31 protein-coding genes are annotated in these 26486 nt (G+C 53.3%); 26 read left to right on the plus strand and 5 right to left on the minus strand.

What is annotated here, in order from left to right:
* Window positions 1-90 precede the first annotated feature (90 nt).
* The 8 genes from ACR0B8_RS17230 to ACR0B8_RS17265 are packed head-to-tail and all read left to right on the plus strand — an operon-like array spanning window position 91 to window position 5065.
* The gene (locus tag ACR0B8_RS17230; RefSeq protein ID WP_480659168.1) at window positions 91-510 is read left to right on the plus strand and encodes a group III truncated hemoglobin; all 420 of its coding nucleotides are present in this window, start codon (window positions 91-93) and stop codon (window positions 508-510) included.
* On the plus strand, window positions 507-1250 hold the full coding sequence (locus ACR0B8_RS17235; RefSeq protein ID WP_480659170.1) for a DUF2189 domain-containing protein: 744 nt from the start codon (window positions 507-509) through the stop codon (window positions 1248-1250). Before ACR0B8_RS17230 ends, ACR0B8_RS17235 begins: the two co-directional genes overlap by 4 nt.
* Window positions 1247-1537, plus strand: coding sequence for a TehB family protein (locus tag ACR0B8_RS17240; protein WP_480659172.1), 291 nt, complete (start codon window positions 1247-1249; stop codon window positions 1535-1537). The genes ACR0B8_RS17235 and ACR0B8_RS17240 overlap by 4 nt, the downstream gene beginning before the upstream one ends.
* Window positions 1527-3149, plus strand: a complete 1623-nt coding sequence (ccoN, locus tag ACR0B8_RS17245) for a cytochrome-c oxidase, cbb3-type subunit I (RefSeq protein WP_480659174.1) — start codon at window positions 1527-1529, stop codon at window positions 3147-3149. The genes ACR0B8_RS17240 and ccoN overlap by 11 nt, the downstream gene beginning before the upstream one ends.
* A 6-nt stretch (window positions 3150-3155) precedes the next feature.
* Window positions 3156-3887, plus strand: coding sequence for a cytochrome-c oxidase, cbb3-type subunit II (gene ccoO / locus ACR0B8_RS17250; RefSeq protein ID WP_226689159.1), 732 nt, complete (start codon window positions 3156-3158; stop codon window positions 3885-3887).
* The gene (locus ACR0B8_RS17255; protein WP_226689158.1) at window positions 3884-4051 is read left to right on the plus strand and encodes a cbb3-type cytochrome c oxidase subunit 3; all 168 of its coding nucleotides are present in this window, start codon (window positions 3884-3886) and stop codon (window positions 4049-4051) included. Before ccoO ends, ACR0B8_RS17255 begins: the two co-directional genes overlap by 4 nt.
* The gene (gene ccoP, locus ACR0B8_RS17260; RefSeq protein ID WP_226689157.1) at window positions 4042-4914 is read left to right on the plus strand and encodes a cytochrome-c oxidase, cbb3-type subunit III; all 873 of its coding nucleotides are present in this window, start codon (window positions 4042-4044) and stop codon (window positions 4912-4914) included. The genes ACR0B8_RS17255 and ccoP overlap by 10 nt, the downstream gene beginning before the upstream one ends.
* Before the next feature lie 25 nt (window positions 4915-4939).
* Complete coding sequence (locus ACR0B8_RS17265) at window positions 4940-5065, plus strand: hypothetical protein (protein ID WP_264187355.1); 126 nt, start codon at window positions 4940-4942, stop codon at window positions 5063-5065.
* 33 nt (window positions 5066-5098) lie between these two features.
* On the opposite strand, the gene ACR0B8_RS17270 is transcribed toward ACR0B8_RS17265, so the two are convergent.
* Entirely contained in the window at window positions 5099-5563 is a 465-nt protein-coding gene (locus ACR0B8_RS17270) for an RrF2 family transcriptional regulator (protein ID WP_170347428.1), read from the minus strand.
* 106 nt (window positions 5564-5669) lie between these two features.
* On the opposite strand from ACR0B8_RS17270, the gene ACR0B8_RS17275 reads away from it, so the two are divergent.
* Genes ACR0B8_RS17275 through ACR0B8_RS17305 form a run of 7 tightly spaced genes read left to right on the plus strand, consistent with a single transcriptional unit; the run spans window position 5670 to window position 10564 of the window.
* Entirely contained in the window at window positions 5670-6179 is a 510-nt protein-coding gene (locus ACR0B8_RS17275) for a cupredoxin domain-containing protein (RefSeq protein WP_170362184.1), read from the plus strand.
* Window positions 6180-7640 (plus strand): cbb3-type cytochrome c oxidase subunit I, encoded by a 1461-nt coding sequence (locus ACR0B8_RS17280; protein WP_226689156.1) that lies wholly within the window; start codon window positions 6180-6182, stop codon window positions 7638-7640.
* Window positions 7640-8239 carry an SCO family protein gene (locus ACR0B8_RS17285; protein WP_170362182.1) on the plus strand — a complete coding sequence of 200 codons (600 nt, stop codon included), beginning with the start codon at window positions 7640-7642 and terminating at the stop codon, window positions 8237-8239. Before ACR0B8_RS17280 ends, ACR0B8_RS17285 begins: the two co-directional genes overlap by 1 nt.
* Complete coding sequence (locus tag ACR0B8_RS17290; RefSeq protein ID WP_170362181.1) at window positions 8236-8796, plus strand: hypothetical protein; 561 nt, start codon at window positions 8236-8238, stop codon at window positions 8794-8796. The genes ACR0B8_RS17285 and ACR0B8_RS17290 overlap by 4 nt, the downstream gene beginning before the upstream one ends.
* Window positions 8797-8802: 6 nt before the next feature.
* Complete coding sequence (locus ACR0B8_RS17295; RefSeq protein ID WP_170362180.1) at window positions 8803-9618, plus strand: formate/nitrite transporter family protein; 816 nt, start codon at window positions 8803-8805, stop codon at window positions 9616-9618.
* A 13-nt stretch (window positions 9619-9631) separates the two neighbouring features.
* A complete protein-coding gene (locus ACR0B8_RS17300; RefSeq protein ID WP_226689155.1) occupies window positions 9632-10159 on the plus strand; it encodes a hypothetical protein in 528 nt (175 codons plus the stop codon).
* A 39-nt stretch (window positions 10160-10198) separates the two neighbouring features.
* The gene (locus tag ACR0B8_RS17305; RefSeq protein ID WP_170362178.1) at window positions 10199-10564 is read left to right on the plus strand and encodes a c-type cytochrome; all 366 of its coding nucleotides are present in this window, start codon (window positions 10199-10201) and stop codon (window positions 10562-10564) included.
* An 85-nt stretch (window positions 10565-10649) separates the two neighbouring features.
* Here the strand turns inward: ACR0B8_RS17305 and ACR0B8_RS17310 are convergent, their stop codons facing one another.
* The gene (locus ACR0B8_RS17310) at window positions 10650-11594 is read right to left on the minus strand and encodes a hydrogen peroxide-inducible genes activator (RefSeq protein WP_226689154.1); all 945 of its coding nucleotides are present in this window, start codon (window positions 11592-11594) and stop codon (window positions 10650-10652) included.
* A gap of 96 nt (window positions 11595-11690) precedes the next feature.
* Here ACR0B8_RS17310 and ACR0B8_RS17315 point away from each other — a divergent pair, with 96 nt between their 5' ends.
* Window positions 11691-13151, plus strand: coding sequence for a catalase (locus ACR0B8_RS17315; protein ID WP_226689153.1), 1461 nt, complete (start codon window positions 11691-11693; stop codon window positions 13149-13151).
* Window positions 13152-13320: 169 nt separating this feature from the next.
* Here the strand turns inward: ACR0B8_RS17315 and ACR0B8_RS17320 are convergent, their stop codons facing one another.
* Together ACR0B8_RS17320 and ACR0B8_RS17325 are read right to left on the minus strand one after the other, a co-directional pair.
* Window positions 13321-13845 (minus strand): redoxin domain-containing protein, encoded by a 525-nt coding sequence (locus ACR0B8_RS17320; protein WP_170362175.1) that lies wholly within the window; start codon window positions 13843-13845, stop codon window positions 13321-13323.
* A gap of 58 nt (window positions 13846-13903) precedes the next feature.
* Window positions 13904-14653: a hypothetical protein gene (locus ACR0B8_RS17325; protein WP_226689152.1), complete on the minus strand. Its 750-nt coding sequence runs from the start codon at window positions 14651-14653 to the stop codon at window positions 13904-13906.
* A gap of 212 nt (window positions 14654-14865) precedes the next feature.
* On the opposite strand from ACR0B8_RS17325, the gene ACR0B8_RS17330 reads away from it, so the two are divergent.
* Together ACR0B8_RS17330 and ACR0B8_RS17335 are read left to right on the plus strand one after the other, a co-directional pair.
* Window positions 14866-15285, plus strand: a complete 420-nt coding sequence (locus tag ACR0B8_RS17330; protein ID WP_413247485.1) for a MarR family winged helix-turn-helix transcriptional regulator — start codon at window positions 14866-14868, stop codon at window positions 15283-15285.
* A complete protein-coding gene (locus ACR0B8_RS17335; RefSeq protein ID WP_226689151.1) occupies window positions 15282-15980 on the plus strand; it encodes an MOSC domain-containing protein in 699 nt (232 codons plus the stop codon). The genes ACR0B8_RS17330 and ACR0B8_RS17335 overlap by 4 nt, the downstream gene beginning before the upstream one ends.
* 462 nt (window positions 15981-16442) lie before the next feature.
* On the opposite strand, the gene ACR0B8_RS17340 is transcribed toward ACR0B8_RS17335, so the two are convergent.
* The gene (locus ACR0B8_RS17340) at window positions 16443-17444 is read right to left on the minus strand and encodes a helix-turn-helix domain-containing protein (protein WP_226689150.1); all 1002 of its coding nucleotides are present in this window, start codon (window positions 17442-17444) and stop codon (window positions 16443-16445) included.
* A gap of 139 nt (window positions 17445-17583) precedes the next feature.
* Between ACR0B8_RS17340 and ACR0B8_RS17345 the strand changes: the two genes are divergently transcribed.
* The 8 genes from ACR0B8_RS17345 to ACR0B8_RS17380 all read left to right on the plus strand — a co-directional run bounded on the left by ACR0B8_RS17345 (window position 17584) and on the right by ACR0B8_RS17380 (window position 26158).
* On the plus strand, window positions 17584-18981 hold the full coding sequence (locus tag ACR0B8_RS17345) for an amidohydrolase family protein (protein WP_226689149.1): 1398 nt from the start codon (window positions 17584-17586) through the stop codon (window positions 18979-18981).
* Window positions 18982-19067: 86 nt separating this feature from the next.
* The gene (locus ACR0B8_RS17350) at window positions 19068-19772 is read left to right on the plus strand and encodes a DUF3299 domain-containing protein (RefSeq protein ID WP_226689148.1); all 705 of its coding nucleotides are present in this window, start codon (window positions 19068-19070) and stop codon (window positions 19770-19772) included.
* Entirely contained in the window at window positions 19769-20947 is a 1179-nt protein-coding gene (locus ACR0B8_RS17355; protein ID WP_226689147.1) for a carbohydrate porin, read from the plus strand. Before ACR0B8_RS17350 ends, ACR0B8_RS17355 begins: the two co-directional genes overlap by 4 nt.
* Window positions 20948-20995: 48 nt before the next feature.
* Window positions 20996-22237, plus strand: a complete 1242-nt coding sequence (locus ACR0B8_RS17360) for a membrane dipeptidase (RefSeq protein WP_226689146.1) — start codon at window positions 20996-20998, stop codon at window positions 22235-22237.
* Between the two features lie 277 nt (window positions 22238-22514).
* Window positions 22515-22841: a potassium channel family protein gene (locus tag ACR0B8_RS17365; RefSeq protein ID WP_226689145.1), complete on the plus strand. Its 327-nt coding sequence runs from the start codon at window positions 22515-22517 to the stop codon at window positions 22839-22841.
* A gap of 176 nt (window positions 22842-23017) precedes the next feature.
* Window positions 23018-24097, plus strand: a complete 1080-nt coding sequence (locus tag ACR0B8_RS17370) for an AI-2E family transporter (RefSeq protein ID WP_170553532.1) — start codon at window positions 23018-23020, stop codon at window positions 24095-24097.
* Window positions 24094-25158, plus strand: a complete 1065-nt coding sequence (locus tag ACR0B8_RS17375; protein WP_170362165.1) for an HlyD family secretion protein — start codon at window positions 24094-24096, stop codon at window positions 25156-25158. The genes ACR0B8_RS17370 and ACR0B8_RS17375 overlap by 4 nt, the downstream gene beginning before the upstream one ends.
* A complete protein-coding gene (locus ACR0B8_RS17380) occupies window positions 25148-26158 on the plus strand; it encodes a DUF2955 domain-containing protein (RefSeq protein WP_170362164.1) in 1011 nt (336 codons plus the stop codon). Before ACR0B8_RS17375 ends, ACR0B8_RS17380 begins: the two co-directional genes overlap by 11 nt.
* Window positions 26159-26486: the final 328 nt, after the last annotated feature.

A 26486-nucleotide genomic window follows, 5' to 3' on the forward strand; every position in this document is an offset into this window, starting at 1 on the left:
TCTGTGGGGTACCAGCGCCCCCTTTAATAGGTATTGACAATACCTATTAAAGGGGGCAGAAACCGGGTGCCCGAAATGGAGTAGATTCTGATGACCCCTGCGATGCTTGCCAAACCACAGATGTTTGAAATTTCCGCTGAGGAAATTGAGTTATTGGTTTGCCGGTTTTACACGCAGATAAGGGTGCATCCTGTATTGGGTCCCGTGTTCAATGAGGCCATTCAGGATTGGAAAGCGCACGAAGAAAAGATCGCATCGTTTTGGCGCGGCGCGATCCTGAGGGAGCCCGGGTATTCCGGAAATCCAATGCAGGCTCATCTGGCGAATTCAGACATCCTTCCCGAGCATTTTCCCTTGTGGCTCGATCTGTTTGGCGAAACGGCACATCAGGTTCTGCTGCCAGATACCGCTCAAGCTTTTACTCATTTGACCAACCGGATCGGTAAAGGTTTGACCTTTGGGATCGAGAACTTTCGTCGCGAGGTGGGTGCCCCGCCGGTGTTGTCATGACCATATCGGTATATTCAAAAGCGCAGGTCATTACCGAGCCGCCAATCCAAGTCGTGAAACGTTGGTTGCGAGCGGGATGGCGCGATTTCAGAGCGAACCTTGAGTATTCGATATGTTACGGCATTGCGCTTGTTCTGTTAGGATGGGCATGTGTCGCGGGTCTTTTGCTCAGCGGTCAAGGTTGGGTTCTGCTGCCACTTTTGGCTGGTGGCGTGCTTGTTGGTCCCATTGCAACCGTTGGTTTGTATTCGGTTGCGAGCGGTGACACTGGACCAGCTGTCGCGAAAGGACAGATTGCTTTGGTCGGCGCGATCCTCATGGTGTTTGCCCTGACTTGGATACGTGCCGCGACAGTCATGTTCGCCATTGTATATGGTCTGCGCCCGTTTTCTGGCTTCGCTGACACTCTGCTGCTGATGATCAGCACAGCTTCGGGCTGGGCTTTGTTAATCTCTGGATCTTTGATTGGCGGATTGTTTGCATCGTTGGGGTTCGCTGTCTCAGCCTTCTCGCTTCCGATGCTTGTAGACCGCAAGATCGATGGCTTCTCAGCCATGGCGCTGAGTTTTAATGCCACCACTCATAATTTTCGACTTTGCCTGTGTTGGGGAAGTGCGATTACCGCGCTGACTTTGTTGGGGATTTTAACGGGCCTGCTAGGGCTGGCCGTAGTTTTCCCTTTGCTGGGATATTCAACCTGGCATGCCTATGCAGAGCTTTTCCATGGAGACGCACAATGACAGAAGCCCTTCCAGAAGGCGTGGTGCACTATGCGACTTCGCAATTCACGCACGACACTCTGCCAGAAAAATTGCGCAAGGATCACAGCACGAAAGCCGGTGTCTGGGGCCAATTGGCAGTGCAATCCGGCCAGCTTTTGCTGCGTCGGGACAACAAAGATGACTTGGTGTTGGCTGCGGGTGATACGGCGGTCTTTGCGCCCCAGGAAACTCACTCTGTGAACCCCATAGGAGAGGTCGCATTGGAAGTGCGTTTCCACCGGCAGGAGCGGCCAGATGCTGAATAACAATACTGTCGAAAACGTTTTGGTCCTGTGTGCTCTTGCCATTGTTCTGATCGGCGGAGTGGCCATTCTTGGTTGGGGTGTACCTCTCGCCTATGTGCTGCATGGCTGGATGATCGCCATCTTCGGCGGTTGGGGGTTGATCTGGATGATCACCCGAATGAGTGAAGAAATCCGGGACATCCCGCTTGAGTATAATGACAAGGTCACGCGTTTCGGTGTCATAGCTGCTCTATTTTGGGCCTTGGTTGGTTTTACCGTCGGAGACATTCTAGCTTGGCAACTGGCCTTTCCGGCATTGAACGGGGATATTTTCTGGTCGAACTTTGGCCGGTTGCGTCCGGTACACACGTCTGCGGTCATTTTTGGATTTGGCGGCAATGCCCTAATCGCAACTTCGTTCTACGTGGTGCAGCGCACCTCGCGGGCAAGACTGGCCAGTGAATCGCTGCCTTGGATGGTCTTTTGGGGCTATAACCTTTTCATGGTCCTTGCGGCGACCGGCTACCCCTTGGGGATTACCCAATCCAAGGAATATGCGGAACCGGAATGGTACGCGGATCTTTTGTTGCTGGTTGTATGGGTAGGGTACCTCGCGCTTTACCTAAAGACCCTTTCGCGTCGGGCAGAGCCGCATATCTATGTGGCCAACTGGTACTATCTGGCTTTCATTGTCGTCATCGCGATGCTGCACACGGTGAACAACCTCTCGGTGCCCGTCTCCATCGCTTACCCCAAAAGCTACTCGCTTTTTTCGGGGACGCAGGATGCCATGACGCAGTGGTGGTATGGGCACAACGCGGTTGGTTTCCTGCTTACGGCAGGGTTCCTGGGGATGCTCTACTACTTTCTGCCCAAAGCGGTGAACCGGCCGATCTATTCATACCGCATGTCGATTGTGGGGTTCTGGGGGATCACATTTTTGTACCTTTGGGCCGGATCGCATCACCTGCATTATACAGCCCTGCCTGATTGGGTTCAGTACCTTGGCATGACCATGTCGATCATTTTGCTGGTTCCCAGCTGGGCCTCTGTGTTCAACGGCATCCTTACGATCAACGGGGCTTGGGATAAAGTCCGGACGGACCCGGCGGTCCGGTTCATGATGGTCGCAATTCTGTTCTATGGGCTGTCGACATTTGAAGGTTCGTTCATGGCGATCCGCCCGGTAAACTCGCTAAGCCACTATACCGACTGGACGGTTGGGCACGTTCATGCCGGCGCGTTGGGTTGGGTCGCCTTCATCACCTTTGGTGCCTTGTACAAACTGGTGCCCTGGATATGGAAGCGGGACGGCGTATATTCCTTGCGGCTGGAGGCCTGGCACTTCTGGCTCGCCCTGAGCGGAACGCTGATTTACGTCGGCGCGATGTGGAACAGCGGCATCACGCAATCGCTGATGTGGCAGACCTATGATGCGGACGGCGCTTTCCTCTATTCCTTCCTCGACAGTGTGATCGCGATGCATCCCTACTATGTCGCCCGCGCGATTGGGGGGCTGTTGTATCTGATCGGAGCCTGCATCGGTGCATACAATATTTACATGACTGTGAGTGGGCCGAAGAAGGCCCAAACCCGGGAAGCCGGACCATTGGTCCAGCTGCCAGCGGAGTAAGTCCCAATGAGCACTCAGCACCAAAAACTCGAACGCCATTCACTTGGGTTTGCAATGGCAATCCTGATGGTTGCATCGATCGGTGGAATTGTCGAAATCGCGCCGTTGTTCACGATCGAAAACACAGTGGAAAAGGTCGAAGGTATGCGGCCCTACACGCCGCTGGAACTTGCCGGGCGTGACATCTATGTCCGCGAGGGGTGCTATGCCTGCCACAGCCAGATGATCCGCACCCTGCGGTCGGACATCGAACGCTATGGACATTACAGTCTGGCTGCCGAAAGCATGTATGACCATCCGTTTCAATGGGGCTCGAAACGTACAGGGCCGGACTTGGCGCGCATTGGTGGCAAATACTCTGACGCATGGCATGTGGCGCATTTGGAGGCGCCGCGAGACCTCGTCGAGGGGTCAATCATGCCGGGATATGCGTATTTGTCCGAGACGCGTCTTGCGACTGGACATTTACCTGCCTCGCTGAAAGCCCTCAGCCGGGCTGGTGTGCCCTATACGGACACCCAGATCGAAAACGCCGAAACGGACGCCGCATGGCAGGCGGATGCTGAGCAGTACTTTGAAGGAGAGTTGCAGGCAAGTTACGGTGAAAACGTTCAGGTTCGGGATTATGACGGGCAACCGGGCAGGCTGACGGAAATGGATGCCCTTGTAGCCTATCTTCAGGTTCTTGGCACATTGGCCGATCTGGATTCGTTAAATCTTGAGGAGGTTCAGCGATGACACATGATACGGTTCTCGTTTTCTCCAAGACTTGGGGCGCAATCTACCTGCTGGCCGTCTTTTTAGCTGCAGCTGTTTGGACCTATTGGCCCTCGCGCCGGAAGGTTTACGACGATGCCGCCCAATCCCCACTCGATCGTGAGGAGGATCAGCCATGTCGATGAAGGAAAAGGATTCCGTTTCCGGCACCGATCTGACTGGCCACGAATGGGACGGTATCAAAGAGTTGGATACACCTGTTCCCTGGGCTGCCCGATGGGCGCTTTGGATCAGTATCATCATAGCAGCGCTGTATTGGGTGTTTTACCCATCTTTCCCGAGTGTGCGTGACTACGCGAAGGGGATGCTCGGCTATTCCTCGCGTGCAGAAGTTGCGACGGCACTTCAACAGGCGGATGCGAGTCGAGAAATGACATTCGCGCCTTTCGCGTCCGGGGATATAGAGAAGCTGGCCGCCGATCCGACGCTTGAGGCGCGATATGGCGCGTCTATTTCCAAGCTTTACGCCGACAACTGTGCGGCTTGTCACCGGAATGATCTGAAAGGGCAGATTGGCTTTCCCAACCTGGTGGACCGTCATTGGCTATGGTCAGGCACGCCGGAAGAGATAGAGGCGACCATTCGATATGGAATCAATGCGCAGCATGACGATACACGGATCGCACAGATGCTTGCCTTTGGTGCGGATGGCATGATCGAAAATCAACAGGTTGAGGAAGTCACAGAATTTGTCTTGTTCCTCTCTGGACAGCAGCATGATGCGACGGCGGCCGAAGCCGGTAAATTGGTTTTTGAAGAAAACTGCGCGGCCTGCCACGGAGATGACGGCCGCGGGGGCTACGAGATCGGCGCGCCAGATTTGGGCGATGAAAGTTGGATCTATGGGGGCGACCGGGACGCCATCTATCACAGCATCCATTTTGGCCGACGGGGGGTGATGCCGGCGTGGGACGGACGTTTGAGTGACGCTCAGATCCGAATGCTGACACTGTACTTACTCTGGAATGCAGAAGATGTACCAAGCTGAAGAGAATCCACGATTCCGAAGGGCAATGTATCTGATGATAATGGTCCTGTTGGCCGGCTACATCGGGTTCAAGGCATGGCACCTGTCGATGGCATTCGAGGCGTGGGAAGGGCAGGCGATTGAGGGTGCCGTGCCTGGTGCAGCCAAATGAAAATCGTGGTTTTATACGATTTCAATTTGCGTATTAATGATCTGAAGCCAGCGCATGACTAACTTCTAGCGCTCGGATCAGGTTTTTCATTCCGCGATTTCCTTCCAAAACATCCTGCAATGTCTTGCTGTCCAAGGCAGTAAAAAACGCCTCCTGAGCTTCAGTCAGGATTGGCAGCAACCCACAGGCAGGCGTCATCACACAACAGCCTCCGTCTTCTTTCATACACTCAACCAAAGGGGTGCCGCGTTCGGATTTTCGCAGCAGGCCGCCAATCGAGATCGCATTGGGAGGCAAGGCCATTCGCATTCCTCCGTTGCGTCCACGAACGGATTCTACGTAGCCCTCGTGTGTGAGCCACTGGGAGATCTTGGCCAGGTGATTGAAGGGCAAGTTTTGCATAGCCGCAATCTCGCGGGTCGACATCAACCCCTCTTCGTGGGTGGCAAGATGGATCAGGATGCGCAAGGCATAGTCGGAAAACTTGGTAATTTGCATAGTTATATCTCTCATAAAAAATAGGCTTTGAAAATGCCTATTTCATTGACATCTTTTTCTAGTCTTTATAATAGGTATTTAAAATGCTTAATAAAGGAGATGGCTCATGCAGCCTGTTGTACTTTTGATCTCGCTGATCCTGATGGCAGCGCTGTCACTTGTCTTCTGGAAGGCCGCGCGCGCCTCGAACGGGGCGGAAGCAGGACCCAATGCCAACTCGAAGCGTGCGGGCTTGATCTGGGCAATGACGATTGTTGGAGTAATCGTGGCAGTCGGTTCATTGCGACCATGGCCGCACGCTTTGGCCAGTACAGACGATGCCATCACCGTTTCCATCACCAGCGGGCAGTGGTGGTGGGATATCGACACAGTTGAGATCCCTGTTGGAACGCCCATCAATTTTAGCGCCACGACCGAAGATGTTACCCACGGATTGGGCATTTACACTTCAGACCTCCGCCTTCTGACGCAGGTCCAAGTGATCCCCGGTTACACAACCGAAGTTTCTTACACGTTCGATGAACCCGGCACTTACCAAGTCCTGTGCATGGAGTTCTGCGGGGTGGCGCATCAGGACATGGTCAACGAATTCGAAGTCGTCGCGGTGGAGGACTAAATGAGCGCTGTATCTGAACTTGTCGCGGAAAAATCAATCGTCACTGAACCGCAGGCTGGGGCAGTCAAGCTTACCATGATCCTCTCAGGCGCGGTCTTTGCTTTGATGATGGTCTTTGGTCTGATCATGCGTGCTGCGCAGGGCCAATGGATCGAAGTGGATCCGGCTTTGTTTTACCAGTTGCTGACGGCCCATGGCGCCGGAATGGTTGGTACAGCTGCACTGTCTGGCGCCGCAATCATGTGGTATTTTTGCGGGCGTCATATCGTTCTGACGGCTGGAATCTTTTGGGCTTTCCTTGCTTTGTTTCTGCTGGGCGTCGTCCTGATCTTAGGCTCGATCTTCATCGGCGGATATGGCGGCGCATGGACATTCCTGTTTCCCTTGCCCGCGATGTCAGGCGGAGCGTGGGAAGCCGGCGCGGCTGCTGCGTTCATGCTTGGATATGTTTCGATCGGCGTTGGCTTTCTGCTGTATTATCTGGAGCTCGGTCGTCAGATTCATGCCCGTTATGGCAGCCTTTTGCGCGCCATGGGCTGGAACCTGATCCTAGGGCGAGAGGACAAAAATCCTCCGCCGCCAACAATCATCGCGGCGGCGGCCGTGACTATTTTCAATTCGATCGGGATAATCCTAGGTGCCGCGGTGTTGGTGGCGAGCCTTGTCCACCTGCTGGTGCCGGGTTTTGAAGTAAACGCGCTGTTGGCCAAGAACCTGATCTATTTCTTTGGCCACGTTTTCATCAATGCCTCAATCTACATGGCCGTCACTGCGGTGTATGAAATCCTGCCGGAATACACCGGCAAACCGTGGAAATCGAACCGTCTGCTTGCGATTGCCTGGAATGCAGTTCTGATCTTCGTGATGGCTGTTTACTGGCACCATCTGCTTCAGGATGTGGTGATGCCACCCTGGATGCTGGTGGTCGGGCAACTGGTCTCATACTTCAGCGGCATTCCCCTCATCGCGGTCACGGCATTCTCTACGTTCCTCTATGTGCGAGGTTCGAAAATGACCTGGGATCTGACGTCCTCACTGCTGGTTCTGTCCGTGGCAGGCTGGTCGGTCGGCTCAATCCCCGCGTCAATCGACGGGATGATCAGTGTGAACAAAGTGATGCACAATACAATGTGGGTCCCGGGGCATTTCCACACCTACCTGCTGCTGGGCGAAGTGGCCATGGCCTTTGGGTTCATGGCCTGGCTGGTCCGAGGCAAAACCATCGCCCAGATGAGCGGGTTGGACCGGGTCGCTTTTGTGACCTACCTCGCAGGCGCCGCTGGGTTTGTGACGTTGTTTCTCTTCTCTGGTGCGGCTTCGATCCCGCGTCGCTGGGCAGTGCACTACGAAGAATGGCTGACCCACGACCGCATTGGCACCTTGTTCGGCGTGCTGGTCGTGTTGGGAACATTGCTCTTTGTTCTGCGCTTTGTGCTGCGTCTTGGGCGGAGTGACAGCTGATGATTGCGCGCGCTCTTCCCTCGGTTCTGGTCGCGAGCATCGGCTTGGGAACTCTCTGGCATGCCACAGATGGAGGGCAGGCTTTCACCAGCGAAGCCGCTCGGAGATTGGACGTGGTGCGCGCACCGCGTCCAGTTCCAGCCCTGCAACTGGAAGACATGTCAGGTCAGTTGATGCCCCTGTTACCGCAAGGGGAGGAGGTGGTTTTGGTCGAGTTCATCTACACCGTGTGCGGCGACATCTGCCAGATTGCAGGCGCAGACTTTGCCAAGATCCGAGATCAATTGGAACAGCGTGGAGAGCCCGTCCGGATGATATCGGTCAGTTTTGATCCTAAGCGAGACACGCCCGATCAGATGACGATTTACGGGGAAGCCCATGAGGCGGACGGCAAAATGTGGACCGTTGCGCGGCCGAGGCCAGAAGAGTTGCCGGCATTGTTGAAGCTTTTTGACGTGACTGTCATTCCCGATGAATGGGGCGGGTTTCAGCACAATGCCGCAATCCATGTGATTGACAGCGAGGGCCGCTTTTCGGCGGTGTATGACACCGATGCGATCGACGCTGTTCTGACCCATTTGGAGGAGCGCAGCTCATGAAGTTGCTTGGCTTGGCCTTCCTGGCCTCTGCCGAGGCCGTTGCACTTCGCTATGCGGTTGTTGAAAGTCCGATCCAGCATGTCCTGGTGCAGATGCCATTGTTGGTTCTAGCCGGGGTGTTGTTGGCTTGGAACAGGCAGGTCCGGCGTGAATGGGCTGTTCCGTTGCTACTTGTGGCCTTGACCGTATTTCTGTTCTGGATGCTGCCTAGAAACGTTGATTGGGCGCTGACGCCGACAGGGGAACTTACTAAATATCTGAGCTTGCCTTTGCTGTTGGGGGCACTGCTGAAGTTGTCCTGGCCCTGGCTGGGCCCGGTGCTTCGCGGATTTCTGAAGGCGAATGCGCTGTCGATGCTGGGTGTGCTGGGTTTTCTGTATACGCATGCGCCGGTCAGGATTTGCAACTCCTATCTGGTCTCGGCTCAGAAGGATCTGGGCATGGCCTTTCTCTACCTCGCTGCATGCTTGGCCTGTCTCTGGGCTATCCCGATCCTGTTTGGAAATCCAAGTGGCCAAAGGTCGAACGCGACCGGCTGCGCAAGCTGTGGAGTGTAATACGAAATGACCTATGCTGACACAGTCATTGGGTTCGCAGAACTGGCGCAAGAGAAAGGCGTCAACCTGCGTGCAGATCCAATTGCCTTTCTGATCCTCGCCTTAAAAGCCGGGGCGTTTGTTGGTGCCGGTATCTTGCTGATCCTTTCTGTTGGGCAGGGCGCGGATCCATCCATCCGTCCCATCGTCATGGGGGCCAGCTTCGGTATCGCCTTAACCCTTGTGGTTTTTGCAGGGGCCGAGCTGTTCACTGGTCACACCATGTACATGACGCACGGATTGCTGGCCAAAAGTATTGCTTGGTGGGATGTGCTGCGCTGCTGGTTGGTCAGTTGGGCAGGAAATCTGATCGGGGCCATATTGCTGGCGTTGCTGTTCGTCGCAGGCGGTGGTGGACTTATCTTAGGGGCAGGCGAAGAGGCTTTGCTTTATAAGGTGGCCATCAAGAAGATGCACGGCACCGAGTTGGAGCTGTTCGCCAAAGCGATCCTGTGCAATTGGCTGGTTTGTCTTGCCTTGTGGTGTTCGGCGCGCGCAAAAGACGACGTTACCAAATGCATCGTCATCTTCTGGTGTCTTTATGCATTTATTGCTGCGGGGTTTGAACACAGCGTTGCGAACATGACCGTGTTTTCACTGGCGCTGATCTCAGATCACCCCGACAGCATCACCCTGGCCGGAGCCGCCCACAATTTGACGTATGTCACCTTGGGCAACGCATTCGCCGGTGCCGGGATCATGGGCTACGGCTACTGGCGAGCGGCTTCTAAACCCACGGTTAAGGGCGCCGCAACACACGCGTCAACCAAACACCCTGTCTAGTGAGGACGCGATCATGAGCGTGACACAACCTGTCAAAATCTCTGTCTCAAAAAACCGACAGTCCCATGCCGAGCCTCTTTTTGAGGCCGCCCGCATTGCACTGATTGCGACTATCTCTGTTTGGATGGGCGCCGCAGTGAGCGGTAACTTGATAGCGGCTCCGGCCAAGTTCCAAGCCCCGTCATTGACATTGCCGGTCGCCTTGGACGTTGGGCGGATGCAATTCCTGTGGATTGGCGTATTCGAGGCGTTTTGCACGCTACTAATTGCAGTTCTTCTTCTGTCGTTCCGCCAGAAACCGTCGTTGTCATTAATTGTCGCGCTCTGCGTGTTCGGATTTCAAAGGCTTTGGCTCCTTCCTTTGCTGAACGCGCGGACGCTTTTGATCATCGCGGGTCAACCAGTCGAGGACAGTTCATTGCATCTGCTCTACGTCGCGTCTGAATTTCTGAAGATCGGTTTTCTTTTTTGGGCTGGCATTCGGGAAATGAGAAGCCTGTTCCGAAAAGCAAGACCGACTGCAGTTTCGGTCCAAACCTGAACTCTCAAATATCTGAAATCAAAAGGAAGGGATGATCTCATGCGAGGTATTCTTGTGGCTGTAACAATAGCGCTGGCGGGTGCTCAAAGCGTTGCCGCAGAAGGCGACGCGGCGGCAGGCGAAAAAGTTTTCAAAAAATGTGCCGCATGTCATGCAGTTGACGAAGGTAAGAAAAAAGTGGGCCCAACGATGTTTGGTGTTTGGGGCCGAGAAGCTGGCGCTGTTGATGGTTACAAATACTCAACAGCGATGGGGGAAGCCGGATTTGTTTGGGATGAAGAACGCTTATCCGGGTTCCTAGCGTCTCCCAAAAAGTACCTGCCGGGCACGAAGATGTCCTTTCCCGGAATAAAGAAACCGGAGCAAATCTCAGACCTGCTGGCTTATCTGGAATCCCTGCAGTGACAGACCAACGGCGTTTCTTTGATGGTGACTTGTACGCTTGCCCTCAAAGAAACGCTATATTGCCTTTTCCGTGGTTGGTCAGGCTCTAAGCTTTTCCGTTCAAATACCGCGCCATTTCCGGGGCAGCCATAAGGGTCTGAATGAAAGTCCCGAAATGTTCAAGCGATCCCGTGCGTGGGTCACTGTCGCGCCATGCCAGCCTGATAGAACGGCCAAACACCCCATCCGCAATGGGATGTGTTGTTGCTAGGCCGCCGAAACGGTCGGGGCCACTCACAGACAATGCCGGAAAAAGCGCGCAACCCTCTCCCAGCGCGACCATTTGCCGGAGCATCTCAAGACTGCTGGCAACTCTTTGTCCTGGTCGGTCAATCCGGTCGCAAAACGCAACGGTCTGATCCCGTAGACAGTGTTCTTGAGAAAGTAGAACGAGCTGTGAGGACAAAACCTTAGACCAGCGAACCTTTTCATTGGGTTTGAGATCCAGATCCTTGGGACAGGCAAAAACAAATGGTTCATGAAACAGCTCAAGCGCACTTAGTGCAGGCTGTTTCGGGTTAGTTGCGATCAGCGCAGCGTCCAGAGCCCGGTTGGTGAGCATCTCTTCAAGAACATGCGTGGGTTCTTCGAATAGTGACAGCCTTAACTTGGGATAAGCGGCTTTGAGTGACTTGAGGATGAGCGGCAATAAGTAAGGACCAAGGGTCGGAAGTACACCAAACTTCAAATCACCTTCCAGATTGTCACTCAGGTTCAGCGACAATTCCAACAGCTCACGGGCCTCGCTCAGAAGGATTTCTGCTTTTTGCAGGACTATCCGGCCATTTTGCGTCAAAGAGACATGCCTGCCCTGACGTTCGAAAATCGAAAATCCAAGTCGGGCCTCTAGTTTCAATACCTGTTGGCTGATTGCAGGTTGTGAAACCCCACAGATATCAGCCGCTCGGCCAAAATGACCTTCTTCGGCAATGCTTTGAATGTACTCAAGATCTCTGAGTGAAAGACCGGCAACCGAGGTTCTTCTTGCCATGCATCACCTCTGATTATCGATCGGATAATTTATATAAGTTGGAGTAATTTGGCGGTTTTCGGTTTTGTTCTGCCAATACCAACTCAGGAGATTGGCATGACCAGCAAACCGAAACTGACCACCGCATTTGGCGCGCCAGTGCCCGACAACCAAAACACTCTGACGGCGGGGCCGCGTGGTCCTGCGCTGCTTCAGGATGTCTGGTTTCTTGAGAAGATGGCTCATTTTGATCGCGAAGTGATCCCCGAACGCCGGATGCATGCCAAAGGGTCTGGCGCTTACGGTACGTTCACAGTGACCCACGACATCACACGCTATACACGTGCCAAATTGTTCTCTGATGTTGGCAAGATGACGGATCTCTTCCTGCGCTTTTCGACCGTTGCAGGAGAACGCGGTGCGGCGGACGCTGAACGGGACATTCGCGGCTTTGCAGTCAAGTTTTACACTGAGGAAGGAAACTGGGATCTGGTGGGCAATAACACTCCAGTGTTTTTCCTTCGCGACCCATTGAAGTTTCCCGATCTTAACCACGCGGTCAAACGCGATCCGCGGACCAACATGCGCAGTGCGGATAACAACTGGGACTTCTGGACCAGCCTTCCCGAAGCTTTGCTCCAGGTGACGATTGTTATGTCTGATCGCGGCATTCCCGCAACCTACCGGCACATGCACGGCTTTGGCAGCCACACATTCAGCTTTATCAATTCGGACAGCGAACGGTTCTGGGTCAAATTCCATTTCAAAACCCAGCAGGGGATCAAAAACCTTACCGACGAAGAAGCTGCGCAAATCATCTCTGGTGACCGTGAAAGCCATCAGCGTGATCTTTATGATGCTATCGAAGACGGTGATTTTCCCAAATGGACGCTCTACGTCCAAGTCATGCCAGAGAAGGATGCGGGTACATACCACCTCAACCCATTTGATCTGACCAAGGTTTGGCCGCATGGGGACTATCCGCTGATTGAGGTTGGCGAGCTGGAATTGAACCGCAACCCCGAGAACTACTTTGCCGAAGTGGAACAGGCGGCCTTTGCGCCTTCTACAATTGTACCTGGTATCAGCTTTTCGCCGGACAAAATGCTGCAAGGACGTCTGTTTTCCTATGGCGACACTCAGCGGTATCGGTTGGGTGTCAACCATTCCCAGATCCCGGTGAATGCGCCTCGTTGCCCGTATCATTCCTACCATCGTGATGGAGCGATGAGGGTCGATGGCAATGCCGGATCTCGGATTGGCTATGAACCCAATATGCATGGCGAATGGTCCGAGCAACCGGATTTCTCCGAACCACCTTTGTCCATCGAAGGTGCTGCGGATCATTGGAACCACCGCGAGGATGATGACTATTTCTCGCAACCCGGTGATTTGTTCCGCCTGATGACGCCGGAGCAGCAAAAAGTGTTGTTCGCAAACACTGCCCGCGCGATTGGCGCTGCAAGGAAGGAAATTCAGATCCGCCACATATCGAACTGTCTCAAGGCCGATCCTGGTTATGGTGCCGGTGTGGCAAGCGCGCTTGGTTTGAGCATCGAGTGTGTAGACCTGGCATAAAAACAATTGGCAAGTCCCCGATCTTTTGGGACTTGCCTGACGCTGTGGGTTGTTGGGTAGCGAGCACCGTTTGGTGTTTTTGGGCTTTTCGTCGCCGTGTAAGACAAAACTACGGTTTGGCGATGGCGCTTGGAAAAAACGATTTCCATATGTGGGCACCTTGGCCCGATCACACATTGCAGCTACCTGGTTTGCATTCGCTTTGATCAACAGTGACGGTGCCGCCTTTGGTCGACACGACCTCCTGTGTCAGAAGACTGCCAATCTCGGACCCCAATTGAAGTTCCGAAACCTGACCAAGGTGATGCGCAACGATCTGCCCCGCCTGATCTAATAGGACAAGGCTTGGTGTGCCGCGCATGCCAAAGCGAGACATCGTGTTTGGCAACGGTCCTGCGCCCTGTTTGTCCACGCCGACAGGGAACGTGATGCGATATTCATGCAGGAAAGCTTGCAAAGACACCGGTGTCATAGCGTTGTGATGCTCGAACACGGTGTGCAGGCCAATTACGGCTACCTTCTCTTCAGGAAACGTCCTCTGAATCGACTGCGCCAGGGGAATACCGTGCAGGACACATCCTGGGCACAACATTTGAAAGGCCTCAATGACGACAACCCGTCCTTTTAGGTTTTCTAGGGTTAGGGGCGTGTCTGTGTTGAACCATTCCGTGACGTCTAACTCTGGTGCTTGCATTTTCTTTGTCCTCAGTAGCAGGCAGCCGCCGTGGGTTCGGCGGCTGCGCAATCGAATGTTAGTGAATCTTGCCCGGCAGGCTCAGATCACCGGATGCGACGTCGAAGACATCTGTGACGCACAGCAAGGGAGCATGGATATTAGCGTTCACACGCAAGGCCGAAGTGACGCCATCGTAAGCGACACCTTCCAGTTCGACGTCGCTGGCGAAGCCTGCGTTCACCGAGATTTCAGGGCCGTCAAACAAAGGCGTAAACCCAGGGCTATCCAGAAGGATTGGAAACCCAGGCCATGTCGCAGGTAGCTTGGGTGTGGAACCTTCGGGGATGTCACGCACCGCAAGCGCGTCGGGTCCGCACGCTTCGGTCGGGGTCAACACAACCCAATGGCTGTGCCATTCGATGCCGTCGTTGGCCGGATCTCCGTCACCGTTCTCGTCAAAGAGCGGTGTGTCATCAAAATCTGGATGACTGGTTGCGGCCATTGCAAGGATGCCTGTGCCGCCTTCGAACCCAACGGCCGAAGGGTCCAAAGACGTAGGCCAGACATATGACCAGACGTCTGAACCACCGACCTCTCCAGTTGCCGCCGGAACCGAGGCACCAGCCGATCCATTCGTGGTCATGTGAAAAGTGACCGTGTTTCCATTGCGGTGCGCGTGCGCGGCCAGAATGTCAAAATCCGCGACTTTACTGGCGTCAGCAGAAGATATGATCGCGCCATCCTGATGAATGGCATGGTTCCCATCAGCAAGAGCTGTGCTGCCGATGAGCAGAGCCAAAGTAGAAGTGAGCGTTGAAAGTTTCATGGGTGCCTCCAATTAAAAGATAGCGAGTCGCTACTATAATGAGAAATACATTGCAACTATAATTTCGAGTCGCTACTAAAAGTGTTATGAACACAGATCATCGCATACGCACACTGATCAACCGTCTGGCCCGAATTGATGCTTCCGAAGGATGGGCGGGAGATCTGAACCCGACTCAGAGGATGGCGCTCGAGTACCTCGCTGAGGCGAACATGTTCTCGCGCTCGCCGTCGCATGTCGCAGAGTACATCGGTACAACCCGTGGAACGATGTCACAGACGCTCAAGGCTTTGGCACGCAAAGGCTATGTAGAAGAGCACCGCAAAGAACACGATCAGCGGTCGATATCCTACGAACTCACAAAAGAAGGGGCCGAGATCGTACGTCAGCCAAATCCTGTTGCTCAGGCAATTGGAGATATGCCCTTAGAAAACCAAGCCATGCTTGAGCAGGGTCTGATGCAAGGCCTCAGTCTGGCTTTGGCCGTAAATGGAGGCCGATCCTTCGGACAATGCAAATCCTGCGCCCATCATGATGTCACGACGGAAAACGGTTTTTGCAAATTGTTGGGTGTTTCATTGGAGCCCGGCGAAAAAGACAAGATCTGCATTGAGCACGAGGAAGCCAGATGAACCATCCTGAACTGTCGGCAAACATCGACGGCATTTTCCTTGGAACCATCAAAGATCGCTGGGAAGGCAAACCGTCTTCGGCCATTCAGAAAGATCGGGTGGACGGCCGGCAGGTTGTTACCTCGCTCGGTTTTGCAGGCGATGCGCAGGCGGATTTGACCGTACACGGTGGTAAAGACAAAGCCATCCATCATTATGCACTTGATCACTATTCAGCCTGGCAAGCAGAGGGCCTAATGGCACCCGGCACAATACCAGCGGCGTTTGGTGAGAACATTTCAACAACGGGGCTGACCGAGGAAAACCTCTGCATCGGGGACATCCTGTCACTCGGGACGGCTGTAGTTCAAATTAGCCAGGGGCGGCAGCCGTGCTGGAAACTTGGACTACATACCGGGCGCAAGGAAATGCCGTACCAGTTTCAGAAGACGGGCCGAACCGGATGGTACTATCGTGTACTCGAACCTGGCGAAGTTGGCGCCGGTGATCGGATCACCTTGTCTGAAAGGCCAAATCCCAATTGGTCTGTATTGGCTGTTACACGCGCACGGTTGACTCGTCGCATTCTGCCGGAAGATGCCGAGGCTTTGTCTCAGATGGAAGAACTTGCTGAGGGTTGGCGAAAAGCTTTCCACCGAATGGCTGAAGGCAATGCCAAGGAGGATACATCGGCAAGGCTTGGAGGCTCAGCGTAAGACACCCAACGCGGTTCTGTCGCGACGTAATTTCCTTGATCTTACTAACCTTCTCAATTCCATGACAGTCAAATCCCCGTTTGTCAGTCGCTGGGTGGGGCAGGTAAAAAATGAGACATCAACTCCAGCACCGATGAAATGCCATTAACCGCTTTGGGCCAGAAATGCTTGACGTTTGGGGCAAAATTGAATGACGTGATTTGAGCATTTCTTGAGGTTTTGACTGTCGATTGAGTCAAATATCACTGACGTTCCACATCTCCTGTTGAACGTCACACGAACCTGACCCAACCGTCACAGTTGGACCAGAAACTAGGTGAACGTTCGACATCAGAAGGCGCCCCCGACGTTGGACATCAGTTGAATTTGACCTTTGCGTTATCAACTAACACGCCGCCTCCATTTCATACTCCCGCAGACAGTTTGGTTTGATCTGACTTCCCTTTCGGAACATCAGAGCCGCTACTTTTTCCGGAAAGCAGTCGGTGTCATTCCGGTCTGGCCACGAAAAAAGCGAGTGAAGTGGGACTTGTCGGAATAACCGAGCATCAAACCAATCTCCGCAATTGTCATCTGGCCTTCTTTGAGGTGCTCCTTGGCGACATCGACACGCAGCCGTTTGACTTCGCGTGGGAGCGTTGTGCCTTGCCGCTGAAGCGCTTTCAAAAACCGTTCCGGCTGTATTCCCAGTAATCCCGCCATCGCCTCCGGCCCCAAATCGGTTTCATCCAGTTTGTCGCGTAATACAGATCGCAAAGCAGCTACCACTGTTACTTCTTCATCTTGTCGCTGTGAGGCGATGGGCTTGGCAGGGCCCTCAGAGACATGGTGCAAAAACAACCATTCCACAGGAAAACTAATTTGCATTCCGGGATCGGTCCCAAGGCCAACCTCGATCCCTTTGTAGTTGATAGGCAGACCGTTGATGTATCTGCTTTCCCATCGTACACGGGAAGAATCCCAGGCATCTCCGACGACGGTCTGAAATAGGCGTACATAGATTGCCGCACCAAATCCGGTCACCTGAATGGGTGGGACAGTAGGCTCTTGTTGCCTCTCGATACGATAAGTCGCTTTGTCCGCTTCAACGACAAGGCTGTGCCGCACAGAATTGGACTCCTGCGGTACAAGTCCGACGAAACGGGTAAAGAACTCGAACAGCGTCTCGGTCGATTGCAGGGCCTGAGCGAATGGAGGCCACTGATGCAAGTCAAACGTCTCTCCGACATTCAGGCCAAGATATCGATCCCCTGACACTTCTGAGAAGGAATTCAGCAATCCATAGACCAACTCAGAGTGAACGAACACGGATGGGTCAGACAACAGTTCGGCTTTCAAGCCGACCTGATCCAGTGCTGGTTGCGGATTGATCTTACGTTCGGTGAGATATTGCAGGAACGGAGCAGCTAAGGAGAGGCGAATAAAGCCTTCGCTATGCTCTTGAGAGGTGGAGTTGAAAGGCAAGCTCGTCACCCTCGTTTGGACTAGATTTACAATGTGGCCATTTTTGCAGTCACATTCGAACATCCTAATGCGAAACTGGCAACCGAGGCAAAGGTTTCCGGGCTACAGTTGGCAAAACATGAATATGAAGGGAGTGCTTATGTCCGGTCTACGAATGTCGCTTTGCTCGACGGCAATTGTCGCTGCAGGACTTTGTTTTTCAGCGTCCGCGCAGTCTCAGGATCAAGAAGAACTCCAGACGCTGTTTACTAACGTGCATATCTTCGATGGCGTGAATGAACAGCGTATCGAGAATGCCAGCGTATTGGTCGAGGGCAACCTGATTACGTCTGTATCAACTGAAGCGATTGACGCCCCTAATGCTACGGTTATTGACGGAGAAGGGAGAACACTGACCCCCGGCTTTATTGAAAATCATGCACACCTGATGCTGCCCGGACCCACGTTGCCCGCAATGGAAGCCAACAGCACTTGGGAAGACCTCGCGATTCACGGCACTCAAATGGCTGAGATGTACTTAATGCAAGGCTTTACCACTGTAAGAGATGCAGGTGGCGCTAATGGAGGTCTTCGTCGCGCAATCGACAGCGGGACCATTGCCGGGCCGCGTTTCTACCCTGCGGCTGCTTTTCTAAGTACACGTGGTGGCCATGCTGATTTCGCTAACTTTACGGCGCCTGTTGGCCAGTCTTCAAACTTCAGCCGTCTGAATATGGCCCAAGAAGTCGACAGTGTCTCCGAAATGTACAAGTTTGCTCGCAACAACTTCCGGATGGGAGCAACACAACTGAAGTACATGCAATCAGGCGGTGTAGTTTCAGCGTTTGACCCGTGGCAGTTGTTGGCTGGATCGACGGCAGAATTAGAAGCGGCCGTGCAGGTTGCAAACGAATACGAAAGCTACGTCATGGCCCATTCCTACCGCAAGGAAACGATCATGGCGGCACTGAATGCTGGTGTGCGATCAATTGAACACGGGTTCATGTTTGATTGTGAAATATCAGCGCTGATGGAAGAGAAAGGAGCCTACATCACAACCAATCTCACAGCATTTGATCCAAATCTCTTTGATATTCCTGCCATTCGAGATGTCCCAGCCAGCTTACGAAAGGCACAGTCCGCTACGCAGGCTTTTGGTGGCTACATAAAAAACATGAATGAGTGCCCAGCCAAAAGAGGTTTTCACACGGATTGCGTAGGTTCTGTGGCAGCCTGCAATATTCAAATTGCCTATGAAAAGCATCTCAATAATGAGTTCTTTGGCTCCCACGCTTCATTGGTCGCAATGACGTCCACCGGCGGTGAAATCGCCGCTTTGTCGGGGCCGTTTATGAACCCTTATCCCGAAGGCAAATTGGGCGTGATTGAGGAAGGGGCCTATGCAGACATTCTGCTCATTGACGGCAACCCGCTTGAAGACTTCTCGGTTGTTGGCACGGGTAATCAGTGGTTCGGTGCCGATCCGAGGCCTGAAAGCCCAGATACGATCCGCCTGATCATGAAGGACGGCGTCATCTACAAAAACACACTGGATTGACCTGCCTAAACAGCCGGAGAGTATTTATGCACTATTGGTTTCGCTCCTTAGTATTTGCAGGGTTGGTTTGGTGTGGTCATCCTGTCATGGCGACGCCAGGAACCGCGTTGGACTGGTCTGACCTGCCTGACCCGTCCGCGCAGGTCTTTGAAGACCCCTATCGAGATCTCAGCCCCGAACAGTTTGACGATGTTCTCTATGTCGTACGGCTGCGCGGCAGGCTACAGCAGGATAGTGGCAGTGAAGAAGAGAGGCAGAAATGGCAAGGGTTTCTGACCGAGACTGAGGATGCCTTGGCGGCTGATGGAATTGATGTCGACTGGCTACTCGATCAGCGAGAGGTTGTAACGGAACGTCGAAGAAAGGCTGGGACGAACGGAAATCTGCAATTCGACGGTCAAACAATCACACTGGCGGGCTTTGCCATTCCTGCTCCGAATGATCCAGACGGTCGGCCTGTTGCATATTTGGTACCAGAACGAGGGATGTGCAGTCACATGCCTCCACCTCCGCCCAACCAGATGATCCGTGTGCGGTTGAACGGGGGCTGGGCACCCAGCTATTTCCATGAACCCGTTCGGCTGACAGGCACGCTAACGATCGATCCGTCTGTTCAGAATATGATGGTTGTGGATGGCCAGATGCCCATGAGCGCGACTTTCCAGTTGGAAGCAGAAAGTGTCGAAACTCTGGAAACCAAGGCAGATAGGCTGGAATGGAAGCAGCGTGCCGCTGATCGCATCCGCGCGGCGGGCAATCGCAAGACCGGCGGGGCAAAGGCGTCTGAATGATAAGACTTCTGGTTGCCGCATTGAGCATTGCCTTCGCTGGCGCAGCGTCGGCTCAGGGACTATCCGGGCCATCTTCGGTCGAAGCTGATCTAGAGCCCGGAGATGGGCTAACCGACCCACAATATCGTTCCGATTTTCCGCGAAATATCGCACCGGGTTGGTTTCAATGGAAAGACCGATTGGCTGTGGGTGGGTTTCGCTTCAACATTGATTACTTGGCATTGGGCCAATCCACAAATGCTGATCTGGGAACCGGCGAAGCGGCCAGCGGAATTGCGCGTTTCTACGGTAGTTGGCAGGCAACTGAACGCGGCTCTCTGACATTCAAGATCGAAGATCGGCACAGCTACACCGATGTTGCCCCACAGTTTTTGGGGCTGGATGGCGGAGCCCTTTCAATCACGGGAACAGCCTTCAACGATAATGGTCTGCTGCTGACCAATCTGTTCTGGACTCAAAGGGCCGAGAACGGTTCGTGGACGCTGCAAGTTGGCCAGATTGATGTAACGGACTTTGTGGACATTTATGGATTGGTCAGCCCATACAGTGGTTTCCAAAACCTGTCTTTCAATACCAATCCGACTATTAACACACCCAATCAAGGCCTTGGCATTGCCGGTGGGGTAAAGCTGAGCGAAAACTTCTACGCTGTTGCCAGCGTCTCAGACGCAAACGCCGACCCGTCTGATCCAAACTTTGATGTGTTTAGCGACGGTAATCTCTTCAAATCACTCGAATTTGGTTACACCTCCGGCTTTGATCGCATCTACTTCGACAACATCCATTTGACCCTCTGGCATGCGGATGCGGCTGACGATGGCAGTCGAGCGGAAGATTACGGCGCTGCGTTCTCTGCCGCATGGTTTGTTGACAATAAGTGGATGCCGTTCTTTCGGGCTGGGGCCTCAAAGGGTACCGCAGCGCTTTATGACCGGTCCGTATCAGCAGGTCTGGGCTACTATGGTCGCAACACTGATTTGGCCGGGCTGGGCCTGAACTGGGCCGAGGCAAGAGGCATAGACGGTGACCAGTTCACGCTCGAAGCATTCTACCGGATTTCAATCTCGCCCGGACTGCAGATCACGCCATCACTGCAGTTCATTTCTGACCCGCTGCTGAACCCCACTCAGGATAGCATTACGCTGTTCGGTCTAAGAACCCGGATCGTTTTCTGAGGGGTTCGAATGCGGCGGTAAAAACAAAGCAGTTAATGAGGTAATGTCATGAAGACCATGTTGGCCGTAAGCGCTATCACGATCACTCTAGGTTGCGCACTACACGCGAGCGAGGAAAGCAAGACTTGGGATGCATCAGAAGAGGCGAAGCAATTCGTACAAGACACCATTGTCCTCGGCATGTTGGCCAGCCCCTACGGCACTGGTTGGACCGACTACGACCAGCTTCATACTTACTTCGGGCGCGCTCGGGACAACGGTATTACGGGACACGAGATGACGCTGGCTGCTGCGGATATGTCGTTTGAAACCCTGCTAGAGCAGCACTATCACTTTCGCTCAGCCATGGCGCAGCAACCGGAAAACTACCTGATCGTCAATGAAACCCGAGATATCGAAGCCGCCCATATACAAGGCAAGACGGCCGTCATCTGGAACAGCCAAACCGCCACAATCCTGAACGGCGATCTTAAGAAAATGGCATTGCTAAAGGATATGGGGATCAAAAGTATGATCTTGGCTTACAATGACATTTTCCGAACCGGATCGGGGCAGTTGGCGGCCTATAACGGACGCGACATTGGTCTGACACCTTGGGGGAAGTCGGTCATCGATGAAATGGTGCGGTTCGGTATCTTGCTCGACCTAAGCCACACGGGTTCAAAAACGGCCAACGACGCCATGGACTACATGGATGAAAACTATCCCGGCGTGCCATATGTCTATACGCATTCTGTCCCAGCTGGGCTTTATGCGAACGAACCCAATGCCACGACACGCGGTTGTTATCGGGCCATTCCCGACGACGAGGCGCTGCGTGCGGCCAAATCGGGCGGCTATATTTCTCCGACCTTCACCGAATGGATGATGGACGGTGTTTGGCCTCAGGATATCTCACCTGAACAAGCTGCTGATATGATCGACTACTATGTCCAACTTGTGGGGGTCGACCATGTTGGGATTGCAACGGACGACATGTTCTCGACTGAACTAGTCGTACAGTTCGCAACTGCAAACGCGAGCATGTACGACGACGGCGGCTACATGATCGATGCGTTCAACAAAGGGGCCACTGGCAACGGTGAACTGGCCAAAATCCTTGCGGCGATTACCGATGACCTTTGGGCGAAGGGTTATTCCAATGAGGACCTTGCGAAGATTTATGGCGGTAACAAGATGCGAGTTTATGCGCAAGTTTGGGAGGGCAAACCACCCGAACTTTTCCTGAAAGAGTACCCGGAGCGTCTGCGCCTAAGGCAAGAACTTCGTGATGGGTTCTATTCGCGTTAGAGACGTAAGACCTAGCAGCAAGATACTTGGCGCGTAGGCGAACAGCTCGATTGCTAGCTTGCAAAATAGAACCTCCACGGCTGTTCATGCTTCCAAATCACTCGAATGAAGGGATCCGCTGATCTGTACCTGTCGGACCATCGCGCGCAGAATAGCATCGGTGAATCTGGGACTCTGGTTGAGAGTTCTTATCGGGCAGCTTTCAGTAAATCAGCATTGTTCCTTCCGTAAATCCTCAACTCTGGTACAAATGCAATTATTCGAAGATGAGGGTGCAATGAATTCACTGACCAGAATAACACGAGGAATTGGCGTCGCTTTCAAGGACGGTAGAGTGAAAGGCATTCTTGCCTTCACAGTTGGAATGATTTTATGGGCCTCGGTCTTTTACCACTTTGTCGAAGGTTGGAGTTGGCTCGACTCAATCTACTTTTCTGTCGTGACAATTTCGACCGTGGGGTTTGGTGACTTCTCACCTGAAACTGCGGCAGGGAAGATCTTCACAATGGTATACATCATCGTGGGTCTCGGTGTCTTCGTGACCGCGGCGACGACAGTGGCAGATACAATCTTGTCCCAAGACGACACAAAAGCGGACAAGTAGATTATCCCAATTTGGCCAAATCGAGTTCACGCCCAGGCATTGGTTTGACTGGGCACCTCAAGCTGTGGCCCGGATTCATTCGACTCTTCAAGCTGATAGATGATCACCAAAATTCAAAAAAATATACATATTATGTTTTTTGAGTGTAACATTCGAAAAACACATGGAGGGATGGAATGGAAAAGACACAGGACGCAAAGATTGTCGATCTGGCAATACGATTGCTCTTTCTCGGACTATTCCTCTACAGCGCCCTAGTCATGGTGGCCCCGCTTGCGAGCGTGGTTATCTGGGCAACGATCCTCTGTGTGGCGCTTTACCCGGCATTTGACTGGCTTCAGTCCAAGCTGGGAGGGCGGAAAAAACTTGCCACGACGATCTTGGTTTTGTTGGGCCTTGTTCTGACCCTCGGGCCAGTCGCTACGGCGGTGTCTGGTGCCGCAGAACTTGGGTCTGAATTCGCGGAACAAGCTGACAAGGGTGAATTGAAAGTCCCACCTGCGCCCGAGGGTCTCAAGGAGTTGCCCTTGGTGGGAGACAAAATAGCCGATGTCTGGGGAATGTTTGAGCGCAATCTTGACGGCGCGCTTGCAAAATACGGCACGCAAATCCTTGAGATCACCAAATCGCTCTTCGGTAAGGTGCTGGGCATTGGAATCGGGCTGCTTGGCTTAGCTCTGTCCGTGTTGATTATGGGGGCATTGTTCAGCCCTGGGCCAAATTTGGTCCAAGGTCTTCAGCGCTTTGCCAACCGTGTCTTTGCACCGCGCGGTGGTGAATTCGTGACACTCGCGGGCGCAACGATCCGGAACGTTACAAAAGGCGTGATTGGCGTAGCAGCCATTCAGGCGGTTTTCGTTTGGATACTGTTGGCATTGTTTGGGATTTCTTCGGCCGCCACGTTGGCATTTATCTGCCTGATACTCTCGATTATCCAAATCGGGCCCGGATTGGTTCTTATACCGGTTATTATCTATGCATGGAGTTCCATGTCCGGTGGAACAGCTTTGATCTTCACCATATTGGCCGTTCCCGTCATGATAATGGACAGTTTCCTAAGACCCGTGTTCATTTCAAAAGGCCTTGAGACTCCCATGTTGGTCATCCTCATCGGTGTTCTCGGAGGTATGATGGCGTACGGTTTGATTGGCGTCTTTATGGGGCCGGTTCTCTTCGCTGTTTTTTATGAGCTATTCAAGGTTTGGATTGATACCTCGCCTGAAGCAGAAGGCACTGTTGAAGGTGCGGCGAAATGAGAAAGACGATATGGACAACCCTGGCTGTCATTCTGATTTTTCTTGTCTGGTATCTGGTCGCTGATCGAAAAACACCATTTACCGGGAACGCCAGAGTAAAAGCTGTGGCCACACAAATCGTGCCTCAGGTGACCGGAACGGTAACGGAAGTTCTGGTAGAAAACGGCCAAGTCGTTTCGGCAGGTGATGTTCTAGTTCGAATAGATTCCAGGCCCTACGAAATCGAGCGTTCAAAGGCGGAAGCTGATCTTGAAGCGGCGACCCAAGAGGTGGGTGCGTCTTCGGCAGAGGTAAGTGCAGCACAAGCCAAACTCGCAAGGGCGCAGAGTGATCTGGATACGATGCGCATTCAGACCGAACGTGTGTTTGCGCTCGAAAAGAAAGGGTTGATTGCCGTCTCAAAGGCTGATGATGCACGAGGGCAATTGGCAGAGTCTGAGGCAAACTTTGAGAACGCAAAAGCGGATCTGGAAAAAGCAAAACAAAGGCTTGGTGACGACGGGATTGAAAACCCGAAAATCCAGCGCGCGTTGGCGGCCTTGGCGGATGCAGAACTGAACCTTGAATGGACGGAACTGCGTGCTCCGGCGACAGGTGTCATCACTAATCTGCTGATAGCCCCCGGAACGTATGCGCGATCCGGCCAGGATCTGTTGACGTTTCTTGATGCAACGGACGTCTGGATCGAGGCGTATTTTACTGAGAACAACCTAGGAAGAGCTTCGATAGGGTCTCCGGTTGATGTAGTGTTGGACATGCATCCCGGTAAGATTGTTCCGGGCGTCATCGAGAGCTTTAGCGCGGCCGTTTCCTTAAGTGGCGGTGATGAGCCCGGGCAATTGGCGAGCCCGCCAAGTACCAAAGGTTTTTTGCGGGAGCCTGAAAGGTTCCCAGTCAGGATCGTTTTGCCGGGCTATGAAGCCGGAAGCACCGAAGATGATCTTCGCTTTCAGCTGAACGGGCAGGCCGATGTGATTATGTACCTCAGCGACAACTCGTTACTGAACTTCGTAGGCCGCACCTACATCCGCTTGGTCTCAATTCTGTCCTATGCGTACTGAGGATCAACGCTCTGTCGCCCGGCTTGCGGTTGGTGTTACCGGCGTCTTTTCCTTGGGCTTATTTCTTGGCTGGCCACTCGCCGTCGTTGGGGCGGTGTTCACCGCACTGTTTTTGCAGGCACCCGCTGCATTGCCTCTGGCAGCATTTGCTAAGCTGTTTGTCTTTTCGATTGGATTGATGTTCATTTCATTCTTGGTGTCGTCAATCTTCTCACCATATCCTCTTGTTTTTCTCATTCTGGTGGCCATTGGAATAATCCTGTCTTTCATGTGGTCGGTTTCCGGAGCCGGAGTTTTACCGGGCGTCATTGCCCTGATGGGTGCACTGATGATCCCGAACTTGGTTTTGCAATCACAGGATCTGGCCTTGGTGCTCGTGTATTGGATACCGTTGAACCTGCTGTTTGCAGGCTTTGTATCGACGCTGATGTTCGTGTTGATACCCGCTGAACCTCAAACGCCCGCTCAAAAGAAGGCCGCATCGTCGCCGAACTTCGACCCACATCGCCGAATCGTCAGGATGTCGCTTGTAACAGTGCCGTTTACCTTGGCTTTTTTTATCTCCGGCGCATCTGCATTACTGGTTCTGTTTTTTGTCGCCCTGCTGAGCCAGCAGCTTGCGGCAATGCCCGCTGCAGGCAAAACAGTTGCAAAAGCTATGCTGACAGCAAACCTTCTTGGGGCGGCAGTATCCATCATATGCTACGAAATAAACGTAATAGCTCCGGTTATTATAACCCCCATTCTGCTGTGTTTTTTCTTTTGCCTAACACTCGGAGCACTTGGAAAGTCAAAAGTACCGCTCGCCGCCGCCGCCGGTTCCGCTATTACAACAGCTCTGATTGTATATGGCGGTTCGGTTGCACCGTTTTCGGACGAGGCTGACGTCAAGAGCATCACTCGCGTATTGCAAGTTGCCAGCGCCGCTTTTTTTGTAATCATCGCATATGTCGTGGTAGATGAATTCTGGCCGGAAAAAGAGCGCCGGGCAATTCAATGAGGTTATCTGCGATGAGGCTTGGAACCGAAACCAGCAGAGATCCTCCAGCTGTATGCGCGCGCTGCACAAAACCACAATGACCGCCTTGGGTTCGAAACAGACGTTCTCCGCGCGCAGGATCAATGACTGCTATCCGGCGATTTAGTAATGGTTCGTTTGATCCGCAAAGGAGCTGACCACTCAACCAGAGATCGCTTCACATAACACCCCTTCGGCGACGTTCATGGTTCGTTACGGCACCACCAATCATCCAGTGCCTGTGAAAGCCTGCCGCTCAAGCCCCCTGTTGCCGATGACCGCAACGCGGGACGGAGCCGCCGTTCGCTGC

The sequence above is a fragment of the Ruegeria sp. BH6 genome (assembly GCF_056538105.1).